Origin of the sequence: Chitinophaga sp. CC14, from assembly GCF_048957795.1 — a bacterium.
In the GTDB taxonomy this organism is placed as follows: Bacteria; Bacteroidota; Bacteroidia; order Chitinophagales; family Chitinophagaceae; genus Chitinophaga; species Chitinophaga ginsengisegetis.
Genome location: NZ_JARBFY010000003.1, coordinates 663,277 through 675,428, shown reverse-complemented (window position 1 = coordinate 675,428; position 12,152 = coordinate 663,277). Strand labels below are relative to the sequence as shown.

At 46.1% G+C, this 12,152-nt stretch carries 12 protein-coding genes; 4 read left to right on the top strand and 8 right to left on the bottom strand.

The features are described 5' to 3' along the window. Positions 1-21: 21 nt before the first annotated feature. The 4 genes from PV783_RS12775 to PV783_RS12760 all read right to left on the bottom strand — a co-directional run bounded on the left by PV783_RS12775 (position 22) and on the right by PV783_RS12760 (position 6,254). On the bottom strand, positions 22-3,666 hold the full coding sequence (locus PV783_RS12775; protein ID WP_420988241.1) for a SusC/RagA family TonB-linked outer membrane protein: 3,645 nt from the start codon (positions 3,664-3,666) through the stop codon (positions 22-24). 157 nt (positions 3,667-3,823) lie between these two features. Next, on the bottom strand, positions 3,824-4,996 hold the full coding sequence (locus PV783_RS12770; RefSeq protein ID WP_420988240.1) for a FecR domain-containing protein: 1,173 nt from the start codon (positions 4,994-4,996) through the stop codon (positions 3,824-3,826). A 22-nt stretch (positions 4,997-5,018) separates the two neighbouring features. Further along, entirely contained in the window at positions 5,019-5,594 is a 576-nt protein-coding gene (locus PV783_RS12765; protein WP_420988239.1) for an RNA polymerase sigma factor, read from the bottom strand. Between the two features lie 51 nt (positions 5,595-5,645). Next, a complete protein-coding gene (locus tag PV783_RS12760; RefSeq protein WP_420988238.1) occupies positions 5,646-6,254 on the bottom strand; it encodes an RNA polymerase sigma factor in 609 nt (202 codons plus the stop codon). A 164-nt stretch (positions 6,255-6,418) separates the two neighbouring features. Here PV783_RS12760 and PV783_RS12755 point away from each other — a divergent pair, with 164 nt between their 5' ends. Further along, on the top strand, positions 6,419-7,003 hold the full coding sequence (locus PV783_RS12755; protein ID WP_420988237.1) for a hypothetical protein: 585 nt from the start codon (positions 6,419-6,421) through the stop codon (positions 7,001-7,003). 80 nt (positions 7,004-7,083) lie between these two features. Here the strand turns inward: PV783_RS12755 and PV783_RS12750 are convergent, their stop codons facing one another. Beyond that, entirely contained in the window at positions 7,084-7,734 is a 651-nt protein-coding gene (locus PV783_RS12750) for a hypothetical protein (protein WP_363434386.1), read from the bottom strand. 5 nt (positions 7,735-7,739) lie between these two features. After that, positions 7,740-8,240: an RNA polymerase sigma factor gene (locus tag PV783_RS12745; RefSeq protein WP_079468427.1), complete on the bottom strand. Its 501-nt coding sequence runs from the start codon at positions 8,238-8,240 to the stop codon at positions 7,740-7,742. 173 nt (positions 8,241-8,413) lie between these two features. Here PV783_RS12745 and PV783_RS12740 point away from each other — a divergent pair, with 173 nt between their 5' ends. Next, positions 8,414-8,914 carry a DinB family protein gene (locus tag PV783_RS12740; RefSeq protein WP_363434380.1) on the top strand — a complete coding sequence of 167 codons (501 nt, stop codon included), beginning with the start codon at positions 8,414-8,416 and terminating at the stop codon, positions 8,912-8,914. A 28-nt stretch (positions 8,915-8,942) separates the two neighbouring features. On the opposite strand, the gene PV783_RS12735 is transcribed toward PV783_RS12740, so the two are convergent. Beyond that, entirely contained in the window at positions 8,943-9,596 is a 654-nt protein-coding gene (locus tag PV783_RS12735; RefSeq protein ID WP_420988236.1) for a hypothetical protein, read from the bottom strand. 96 nt (positions 9,597-9,692) lie between these two features. Here PV783_RS12735 and PV783_RS12730 point away from each other — a divergent pair, with 96 nt between their 5' ends. Next, a complete protein-coding gene (locus tag PV783_RS12730) occupies positions 9,693-10,877 on the top strand; it encodes a threonine aldolase family protein (protein WP_420988235.1) in 1,185 nt (394 codons plus the stop codon). Positions 10,878-10,892: 15 nt separating this feature from the next. On the opposite strand, the gene PV783_RS12725 is transcribed toward PV783_RS12730, so the two are convergent. After that, positions 10,893-11,243 carry a winged helix-turn-helix transcriptional regulator gene (locus PV783_RS12725; protein WP_079468431.1) on the bottom strand — a complete coding sequence of 117 codons (351 nt, stop codon included), beginning with the start codon at positions 11,241-11,243 and terminating at the stop codon, positions 10,893-10,895. A gap of 85 nt (positions 11,244-11,328) precedes the next feature. Between PV783_RS12725 and PV783_RS12720 the strand changes: the two genes are divergently transcribed. Further along, on the top strand, positions 11,329-12,147 hold the full coding sequence (locus tag PV783_RS12720) for an SDR family oxidoreductase (protein WP_420988234.1): 819 nt from the start codon (positions 11,329-11,331) through the stop codon (positions 12,145-12,147). The last annotated feature ends 5 nt before the right edge of the window (positions 12,148-12,152 follow it).

Below are 12,152 nucleotides of genomic sequence, written 5' to 3'. Positions count from 1 at the left end.
ATCTGTTCAATTTATGTTCACTTATAAAGTAAGGTTTACGCCCAGGCTGTAGCTATGCAGAAAAGGAGGCGTGGTCCTGCCCCCCTGCCGCATGTCGTGGTATTCCGGATCAATACCAAGATCGTTGGCTTTCCACACCATAAAATTGGTGGCTTGCCCGTATACGCTCAGTTCCTGTACCTTCAAAGGTTTCAGCCAGGAAGCAGGCAGTTCATAATTAAGCGTAAGGTCCCTGATCTTGATATAGGAGGCGCTCACTACATTGATATCGGCCCTGTTATAGTAGTTCATGTTGCGGCGGGTATAACCTTCGGATGGATTGGCTACGTAGGAAGGCATATTGGTGATAGCTTCATCTCCCGGCTTTTTCCAGCGGTCCAGGAAAAAGCTGGGCAGATTTCCGGACATAAATCCTGACGCATATTGTCCTATCCGGTCAGAGGTGATAATGGCAGCATCAGTGCGCATCACATTGCCCATGTTATAAATCATGTTCACCGAAAGTGAAATGCCCTTGTAACGAAAGGTATTGGAGAACCCGCCATTGAAAATGGGAATGGTGGTACCCATATATTTGATATCCTCATTCTTTGTTTGGTAGTAAGGATCTTTGATAATGGATTTATCGCTGAGTTTTATCTGCGGATCGCCCATATTATCCAGTCCGCCCCAGGTGTAGGCGAAAACAGGTCCGGCGGGATAACCGATATAATAGAACGATTGTATTTTATAATCCCCGGTATTGGCATAGGCGGATAGCGTTTCAAAATCCAGCAGCTTATTTTTGTTATAGCTGAATATAAATGTAGTGGACCAGTTCAAACCATTTCCCTGGATATTCTGTGAAGTGATATTCAATTCGAAGCCTTTATTGGAATATTTGCCGATATTGCCCAGGCTACTTCTATACCCGGTAAATGGATTCAGGAAAACGTTGCCCAACATGTCGGAGGTGGTTTTGCGGTACATATCAATACTTCCGCTGATCCTTCCTTTCAGCAGGGAATAATCTATACCGATATTAATGGTTTCAGTATGTTCCCAGGCAAGTTTGTTATTGGCAGTAGTTTGAATACCTAATGCATCACCGGCTATTCCGCCGCTAATAGCCTGGGGGCTCGCATTCAGGATATCATTCCTTGATGCAGACCCCACGTAGGGCGAATTACCTGTGATACCATAGGTGGTTCTGATGCTAAGGTTATCGACCCATGTGATGGGTTTGAAAAAATGCTCTTTTGCCAGTTGCCACTTAGCGCCAAAACTCCATATCGGCTTATTCTGCGAAGAAACATCGCTGCCAAAAAGATTACTGTGATCCTGCCGCCAGCTTCCATCTACACTATATTTTCCGTTAAAAGTATAACTGGCCAGTGCAAATTTTGAAGTAAAACGGGAGAGCGTTTGGTTAACGAAGTATGGGCGCTGCAGGTAGCCGTAACCACTAACCGTACCTGTTACACCCTGGCTCAGGGTGGCATAGTCAACCATCCCATAGGTACCCAGTTTTTCATCATATCCCAAAAAAGTACTGGTGGAGGAAAAGTTGAATTGTTCCTGTGCCTCCTGCCCTACCTGTATCATCAGGTGATCCCGGCCCTGTCCGGGTTCTGCAGTGTATACCAGCTGGTTCCGTACGGTCCAGTTGCGCTGATCGTTGTGCCCCTCCATGAAAGTGCCGCCGGTAGTGGGTACCAGGTATTTAGGTGTGGAATTGACAGTAGGCGCTATGGTAAAACCCAGGAGCTGCTGCCGCTGAGAAAACGCCCTGTTATCACTAAAATAGTTGTTAGTACCCGGAGATTTCACATAACCATAGGTACCATCAAAACTCAATCCTTTCCAGATTTTGATGTTTGCGTTGGCGGTAAGGTTAATGAAAATAGTATTCCTTTCACTATGCGCGTAATCCGTTTCATCGAGCGGTACATAATCCATATTGATCCTGCTGCGCGCCTGGTAATCGAGTCGCAGGGAATCTGACCAGCCGGACATAAAAGGCATTGCTACGTTTTTCCCGGATGCATCCCTGGGCAGCAGATAGGGCAACACATTAGGAGCAGCTGCCACCTGGTTCTTTGAGCTTTGTACGCTGTTGATGAGAGAGGCGTTTACAGAGATCCTGATATTTTTATTCGGCTGAAGATTTTGCGTCAGGTTTATTTTGTAACTATTGTCTTTATTTCCCGGCATATTATCCTGCGACATAGTATAGCCCAATGATCCATAAAATGAATACACGTTATTTCCACCGCTCACAGAAACGGTATGATTGGTGGTAAACGCCGGGCGAACCATCAGATCAAGGATCTGCTGCCGGTTGTTGATAGACGCCAGGCTGTCCATTCCTTTGTTGTACTGCGCGTCGGAGATCAGTCCGCGGTAATGATCATACATCAGCTGGTCGTGCGGCGGAATGGTTTGATCATACAAGGTATTCCACGGAAACTGTATGGGGTCGAATAATTCCTTTGCGGTGGCAATGAACTGCTGGCTGTTCATCACCGGGATATAACTATAATTGGGTTTACCCTGGAAGTTAATAAAGCCGTTGTAGCCAACCGTGAGCCGTTGATTATTTTTCCCCGATTTAGTGGTGAGTACTATTACGCCGTTGGCTGCCCTGGCGCCATAAATGGCGGCAGCAGCGGCGTCTTTCAATACTGTGATATTCTCGATATCATCGGGGTTCAGCGTACTGAAATCGTTTACGATCATGCCGTTGACCACATACAGCGGATCTGTGTTCAGCTGAACGGTACCTTTTCCCCTGATCACACTTCTCCGGGTGGTAACGCCATTTCCATTCATGTTGCGTGAATCTACATCATAATCGGCGCCCACTGCCAGGGTTAATCCGGGGATCAGTCCATCGAGTCTTTGCATGATATCCATGCTGCCGGTACGTTTGGCAACAATCTCCATATCCGGCTTACCAAAGGAGCCGGTGGCCCTTTCTTTATCGAGTTTCTGATAGCCGGTATTAACAATCACCTTTACATCGGAGAGCTGGTACACTTTACTTTTTACGACAATGGTATGTTGCTGTTCATCCATGTTCAGCTCGCCGGTCCAGGGTTCTATATTTACGCCGGTAATCCGGGCCTTCACCACCGGAAGTTCTACTTCAGATAAAATGAAGACGCCCTTTTCATCTGTAAAAGACATCTGCAAACGGTCGGCGGATACATCAGCGTGAACGGTGGCGCCGGCAATAGGTCTTTTGCGTTCATCTACTACCCGCCCGCTGAAAATCCTGCCCGGGTTGGAAGGCACTGGCTCCACCATTACCGGTTGCGCCATTGCAGCAGGTTGTTCGGGGGTAATCACAATCACCTTATTTTTTATTTCCCAGGTAAGATGTTGTTCTGAAAGACATTGATCCAATACATCCTCCAGGGAGGCATCTTTTACGTTCAGATTTACAGATTTGGATTTCTTCAGTGTTTCTTTACTGACGAGAACAGAATATCCTGTTTGTTTTTCTACTTCCCTGAAAATTTTCTCCAGGGATAAATTCCGTCCTGTGATCGTAATCTTTTGTGCGTAAGCATTGGCGCTGAGAAGTAATGCTGCTGTAAAAACAAAGAAACATACCTTCATAAATCTGGTCAGTTTAAGTGGCATACGATCAGGCATGGGACTGCCATGTACAATTAAGTTCATATCTTTGTACCGGTTTGGATGTTAAAGTAATGCTGAAAAGCGATTTTGGTTTTACGTTTAAGTCCTGCTGTTATCCGGAAATGTTTTCCCCATTTCCGGATTTTTTTTGGTTGATGTACTACGGTTTATATATTTTCATTCACAATGACTGGTTGGTTTAATTTTTTCCAGGACCGGGAATAACGATGATCTTCTTCCCTTTTATTTCAAAATGTACTTTATGTGTTAATTCCAGGACGTCCAGGATTTGTGTGGCGTTTTCGCTTTTCGGAATGGCGCCGTAAAATTCTTCGCCCGGCAGCTGTCCCTGGTATACGATCTCTACATCATACCACCTGGCCACCTGCCGCATGATGGTGGCAATGTCTGTATTATAAAAACGGAATTTGCCTTCCTTCCAGGCCAGCACTTCTTCCAGGTCTGGTGTGGTTATGACAATACCGGGTGCGCCATTTGTTACTGCTGCCTGTTGCCCGGGTTTTAATATTTTCTGTTCTCTCTGCTGTATCACCCTGATGGCGCCGTTTATCAGCGTGGTTTTGATGGCTGCTTCGTCGGGGTATGCCATCAGGTTAAATTCCGTTCCCAGTACTTCGATGCGCTGCCCTTTGGAAACAACGATAAAAGGTTTCGTGGCATTCTTAGCCACACGGAGGTATGCTTCTCCCGAAATTTCCACACTCCTTTCTTTATCATCAAAACGGTTGGGATACCTGATGTAAGAAGCGCTGTTGAGCCATACCTCCGTACCATCAGACAGTTGCAGCTGATATTGTCCGCCACGCGGGATGGTAAGCACATGCATAGTTACAGCTCCCGAAGGATCGGCTGCATAGGCGAGTTTGCCGTTGTTTTGTTTAACCACGCCATTTTCACCGGCAATTTGGCCGTTGCTGATACTATCCAGTGTAATCACTTTGCCATTGCCCAGCGTGAGTATAGCTTTGTTGCCACCCGGCGCCAGTGGCGTTTGTACGGCCATTGGCCTGCGTTCCAGCGAACGGTAAAAGGTATAGCCACCTATGCCAATCAATACCGCTATGCAGGCCGCAGCAGCCATCCGGAACCAGGCCATGCGATACACGGGCATTGCAGCAGGGGTGGCACCGGTGGCGGTCATGATAGCCTGCCACACCACGTCTTCCCGCTCCGGTGGCAGGTCTGTGAGCGGTTTGTGTTCCCGCAAACCGCGGCGCAATACTTCGCGCAAAATATCCTCGTGGCCGGGCTGCTGCAGATACTGCAGGAATTCCGCGTGTTCCTGCGCGGTAGCGGCGCCCTGGATGCAACGGTGATATAAAGCAGCTATATTATCTGGTAGTTCCATCATTCAATTTCTTAGGTGTATGTTTTTAATGGGAAAGCTTTGCCAGGCAAAACCGCCGTATCGATCGCATCGCCTGATCCAGGTTCCATTTCACCGTTTCGGGCGACACCAGGAGCTGATCGGCCACTTCATTTCTTTTTAATCCTTCCTGTTTTATCAGCTTATAGGTTTGTTGCTGTTTATCCGGTAGCCGGGCTACAGCTTCATCCAGCAAGGTATCTAACTCTTTTTCGATGTAGAGGTCCAGCGGATCTTTTTTGTCCGTTTCCGCTTGTGACTGCGGATCGCTGACGGTTCTGCGCAACTCCCGGATCACTTTAAAACCGGCATGTTCCGTTACCCGGTAAATCCACCCTCCGAAATGTGCGATCACCGGCAACCGTTCCCGGTGCAACCATACCTTCATAAAAACTTCCTGCAACACATCTTCGGCCAGTTCGCGGCTTCCCGTGAGGTGATAGATGGTGGTATACAGTTGTTTCCTGTAATGCGCAAATACCATGGCAAAGGCAGCGGTGTCTCCGTTGGCAATTCTCCCGAGTAACCCTGCTTCATCAGGCAGATAAACAGTATGATTTTTACGGCCTTTCCTGTGAATCATATATATAAGAGCCACGGGAATAACAATTGGGGGGTAAGGACGAAAAAAAATTTATTGCAGGCCGTTCACCAGCATAAAAGCCAGGGTAAGTCCCAGGTGCGCCATGCAATATTTACGGACGGACTGGTTGGCTTGGTCCAGGTTCCATTTTACGGTTTCGGGTGACACTGACAATCGTGCTGCCACCTCTTTTCTTTTCAGTCCCTGTTGTTTAATGAGCCGGTAAGTGAGCTGCTGTTTCTCCGGCAATTGCGCAATGGCCGCCTCCAGCAACTGCTCGTATTCTTTCTCAATAAAAATATCAACGGGATCTTTTTCCGGCGGAGTTAACGGATCGTTGGATAAAACATGCAGCCCGCCTGCTATACGGCGGTTATTGCGGATCACTTTGAAGCCGGCATATTCAGCCACTTTATACAGCCATCCGGGGAAATTAATAATGCCGGGCAGTCGCTCCCGGTGCATCCATACCTTGATAAATACCTCCTGCAATACATCTTCGGCCATCTCATGACTGCCGGTTACATGTAAAACAGTGGTGTACAAATTTTTCTTATACGCTTTAAACAATATGGCAAAGGCCGTGCTGTCACCGTCAGCTACGCGATGCAGCAACTCCTGCTCTCCTGGCAGATCCTCGTGAATTCCGAAACCCCTCATATGTGAATCAATGAAATCAGGATAAATTTCCTTGATTAGTAAATTATGGTTGTGGAAGTAAATTTATTAATAAAATCTGCCGGAAGGTTATTTTTTTAAACCGAAACGCCATATACATAATATATTATATATTTGTCTGTCTTAAAAAAAGATATCCTGATCTTATGAAACGGCATATATTCCCCGCATTTGCAGCTACTATCATTTTATTTTTTATTACCGGCAATTGTTTCGCGCAACAGGCAGACAGCATTAAGCAGGCGCAATTCCTGGCATTGATAAAGAAAGCGGCTGTTACATTAAGAAATGAGAAGGCAGACGCTAAAAAACTGCAGAAAGCAGAAGCCGCCATGAAAGCGACACAGGATATTTATTATAAAAGGAGGGACAGCCTGCAACAAGCCGATGATAGTCCGCAGCCGGTATATGATGCGAACAGTGTTGACCTCGGCGCAGTAGTGATGACAGATCTCGCTGCAAAAGAAGATACATCAAAGGAACACAAGGATTACCTGGCTGCACTGCTAACACGTAATACCCTTACCATTATTCATATTTTCGGGAAAGAGGCCGGCCAGGATACCTGGCTCCTGCTGGCAAAGAAACTGAACTACGAGGGGAAGGATTATGCACAATACCTGCAGTCGTTCTCCTATAGCGACAAAACCAAAGACGCTTATATAAAGGTGATCAAAAATTCGTTGCTGGACTTGGCGAAGGAAGAAGCGAAAAAACGGTCGGATTATTAATATTTTCCAGTTTACAAATGCAGGGCCGGTTCCATTTAGCCTCAAAAGCTTTGTGGACCGGCCTTACCGGTAAGCTACCGTCATCCGGCACTTCTATACTCTCTCACTTGCCTCAGCAAGTCCATCGATTTTATAATCGGGTCCCATTCTTTTCCTTTAAAAATTAAGCGGAACCATTTCTTTTCCCGGTTCTCATACCGGATATTAAGAAACAGCCATACAGCAGGATAGGTGAAGGCGGCCGTTACCAATACCTGGATCAATACAAGTACCGTATTGCCATGCAACAACATATCCTTCGTAAGGTAAAAGGTAGTCCACACCGGCAATTGCAGGAAAAGCAACCGTGCCACCCAAAGCGTGGATGCCTTCAGCCGGGATAATTTTTCCTGTGCAGCCAGTACCGGCTCATCAATATCCAACTGGTGCAATAAGATCAACTGGTACAGATAGATAACAATGGCCACTTGTGTCAGCAACACCTGGATCCCTGCTGAAACCAGGAAAAAAAGGCTGGCAACGTGAAAAAAATTAATGATCAGCGTGTCCACAAAGGCGACCCATAAAATCCCCACAATGATGGTAAACATCTTTATGGGCTTCATTGAAGCAATAAAGTGCTGCACCTTTATCCGGGTAATATCTGCAGCCACTTCCTTGTTAAACAACAGGGTTTCTTCCAATTTTTTGTCATACGTTTTCCAGAGATGAATCATTTCTTTGTCTTCCATTTTTGTTACGTTTTGATGGACGAAAACTTTTGTTTTAAGATGCCCTTGATCCTTGCGATTTTAGTAGCTACATTGGTTTCCGACAGCCCCATGATCTCCCCTATCTCCCGGTAACTTTTTTCTTCGAGATAGAGCAGCATCAGTGCCTTATCCAGCTCTTTCAGCTCGGCAATAAAGCGCTGCAGAAAACCAATATTTTCTGCTGTTTCGTCTTTGACATTGGTATCCACGATATGCAGGATATCTTCAGACAAGGGACTGGAAGCCTGTTTGCGACGGGTTCCCTTACGATAAAATGAAATAGCCACATTCAACGCAATACGATAGATCCAGGTAGAATACTTAACCTGGCCGGTATAGCTGCCAAATGACCGCCATAACTGGGTAATGATTTCCTGGACAAGATCTTTCCTCTCTTCTGCATCCTGGCAGTAAGATTGGGCAATCTTATAAATAATACCCTTATTTGTTTGTAGAACAGCAAGAAACAGATCAGTTGAATTCATTCGTTGAATGCTATTTCTTAATTATTCGCACCAATGACAGAAAAATCACATTTTCGGGAAAGTTTTTCTGGAATTTATGGCCTGTCGGCACAAAAAAGCCACATTCGTAAATGTAGCTTTTTTCACCAGTATCAGGTGAATATCCTACTTTTGACAAGACCATCATGATAAATATGACAAAACCTTTCAGACAGGGCGCCATCGGTGCATTGCTTGATGAATATGAAAAAGCCATTTCAGACTTGAAAGAAGTGATCAGCACCATACCCGATCACGCACTCACCATCATCACCGATCCACATACGGCTGACGAAAACTGCCGGTCGGTTCAAACCATATTGTCGCATGTAGTCAACTCCGGCTATGGCTATGCCACCAGCATTCACAACCTCCGGGGCCCCCAGCTGACGCGGCCCGCCAAAACATTTCATCTTACCACAAACGCCTACCTGGAAGACCTGACCAATGTTTTCATCTTCACAGAAAAAGTATTTGAAGCATTTAAAGATGATGAATTGGAACAAATGGATAACGCGTTGAAAATAAAGGCCGGCTGGGGACAGGTATACGATATAGAACAAATGGCCGAACACGCCATTGTTCACATACTCCGGCACAGGCGGCAAATTGAGAAGATCAAGCAACAACAGCTTTCCGATATTTTAAGCCGGTAATTTTTAACTGGGGCAGCCAGCACCTGCTTCAAAATACAATGCCTACGACAAACACATTTGCATTTACAGATTTTTCGCCGAACACAACGCTGTGATCTTCTTCCGCTATCCTGTCGGGGTACCGGTATTTGTATCCGCGATAAATATAAGAAGCGAACACGCCTATCTTATTAAAGTGCCAGGCAACACCGGCGCCCGCTCCATAGAAGTATTTACCCGACTCGTTGAAAGTAACCGACTCCTGCCCTGCGCCTGACGGAACCTCCGCAGTACGGGTTACATTATAGCCATTCCGCCCGAACTGCCCGGTGATGTAGGGATCGATGCTCCCGAAACGGTGTTTGATCTTCACATCCGCAAATACCGGGATCAGCGTATGGTCATTGTAAGAAGTAAGCTCCACGCCAGGCCCAACACTAATGATATGATTCAGCAACTCCACATTAGCAGTCACCCCGCCACCGCCGCTGCCGTCGTGGATCATGCCATAAGCGTAACCATACAACAGTTTCTCCCGCTGGGCGAAAGTAAAAAGCGGTAAGCACAATAGAAAAAGCAGGATATTTTTCATGATCGTATGATGTTTCTCTTTTGTTTTAACAACCAGTCCGGTAATATTGTTGCCGGCGTCTTTCTTTGCCTGAAAATATATGAATACAACAGGTATTCCTGCAGAAAGCATATAAAAAGCAATACTGCACAATGAAAAGTAAGGTGCCGCGTTTGTTATATTTACCGGATAAACAGGTAAACATCTCCCTGTAAAAACATACTGTCTATGGCCCATATTCAACGCAGAAATTTCCTTAAAGCAGCCTCCCTCAGCGCATTAGCAGGCGCTTTCCCGTTGGTATCCAGAGCTACGCCCCATCATGACAACATGGATCCCGACAAAGACAGTGAAAGGATCTATTTTATCAACGACGGTATTTTTTACAGGCCGGCAGATTATATACAACAACTTCAACTTATCCAGCAACAACATCCTATCACCAGGGATTTTTACGGCACCGATGGTACGCTGAAAGAGCTGCTGGACAAATGCTGCGAGATAACCGGCAAGGAAGCAGCGATATATATGCCATCCGGTACACTGGCCAACCAGCTGGCATTGCAGGTGCTTTCCGGCGATAATCCGAAGGTGATAGTACAGGAAAGCAGCCACGTGTACCGTGATGAGGCCGACGCTGCACAAACGGTGTTTAACAAAAGACTGATCCCGCTGGGAAAAGAACAGGCCACTTTTACGTTAGATGAACTGAAGCAGGCCATCAGCTGGCATAAAGCAGAGGAAGCGTTTGAAGCCCCGGTAGGCGCGCTATCCATAGAAACGCCGGTGAGAAGATTTACCAATACTTTTTTTCCTTTGGAAGATATTACCGCTATCACTGCCTATTGCCGGGAACAAGGCATAAAAACACACCTGGATGGCGCACGGCTGCATATATCCGCCGCATTCACCGGGAATAAAGTGATCGACTATACGAAAAACTTTGATACGGTATATCTCTGTCTTTATAAGTACCTCGGCGCACAGGGCGGTGCTATCCTGTGCGGTGAAAAGAAAGTGATCGATAAAATGCCTCACCTGTTGAAAGTACACGGCGGCGGCATTTTCACCAACTGGGGGAATGCCGCTATGGCGCTGCATCACCTGCAAAACATCGACAGTGTATTACAGGAATCCATCAGGAAGGCGCAATCACTCTTTAAAGAACTGAATAACATTGGCGGCATCAAAATAGCTGCACGGGAAAGAGGTACCAATATCTTCGACCTGCATTTTGATAAACAGATAGATACCGTAAAAACGGCTAAATGGCTCCGTGATGAGAAAGGGATAATTGTAGGTCAGCCGCAACCTTACGGCGCTTCGCGTATGATGGTGAATGCAACGATCCTGAGAAGGGATAACGCCGCCATTACAAGCGCATTTTCAAAAGCGCTGCGTATCGGCAGCTGATTGCGCCACATTACATTACTTTTTTGACCGGATCTTATTTTTATGCTGTTGCCCCCAATTAATCATAGCCTGGATAACCGGTCCTAATGTTTTGCAATAATCATTGGAGGTGTACTCCACCAACGCCGGCGATTCGTCATATACGGTACGCACTACCAGGTTATTTAGTTCCAGCTCCTTCAATGCGCGGGAAAGCATGCGCGTAGTGATACCAGGTATGCTGCGTTCTATTTCCCTGAAACGCCTATTGCCATTGCAAATGGAGTTAATAATAGGTAAGGTCCATTTACCGCCTACTACATAAATTGTATCCTGTAATGCTTTTAACTCTGCCTGTTGATTTCTTGGCTGGATGACTTTTTCCATACTATCCTTTTTTGGTATACTCTGTGATACTGGTAACAAAGTTATACCAATTTACCGATAGTTTTGTGTCATAAATAATTGCATCATGAACAAAACTATTTTTATTACCGGCACCAGTTCAGGACTAGGTAAGGCCAGCGCCCGTTATTTTGCAGAACAGGGCTGGAACGTAGCGGCCACTATGCGCAGCCCGGAAAAGGAAACAGATCTGACAAAATATTCCAACATCAAAATATTCCGACTGGATGTTACCAATCTTGCTGAAGTGCAGCAGGCCACACAGGATGCCATCAATGCATTCGGAAAAATTGATGTGGTGATTAACAACGCCGGCATGGGCGCCTATGGCGCGCTGGAGCTGGCAAAGGAAGCGGATATCGACTGGCAGTTTGCCGTAAATACGCGCGGGCCCATTAATATTATCCGTGCATTTCTGCCGCACTTCCGTAACAACGGCGGTGGTATGTTTATCAATGTGAGCTCCTTTATGGGCCTTACTACAGCCGTACCGCTGGGATCGTTGTATAACATGTCGAAGTTCGCGCTGGAGGGGCTTACAGAAGGACTGTACTATGAGCTGAAACCACTTAATATAGAGTTGCGGTTAATTGAGCAGGGCGGTTCTACGGACAACAATTTTATCAACAATATTGTCTGGAATGTAAACCCCGACATCACAGTGTACGACGATCTTACCCGCAAACTGAAACACCTGTTTGAAACAGCGGACAGGAGCCTGAAAGATGATACACTGGATATTGTAAAAGTACTCTTCGACCTTGCCACCAGGAAAAGCAATAAATTCCGGACGGTTATCGGTAACTCCGGCAACGGCCTGATGGCGCTGAGAAATTCCGTGCCTATTGAAACATACCTGGAACAAATATCGCAGAACTTTTCCTGAGCCGG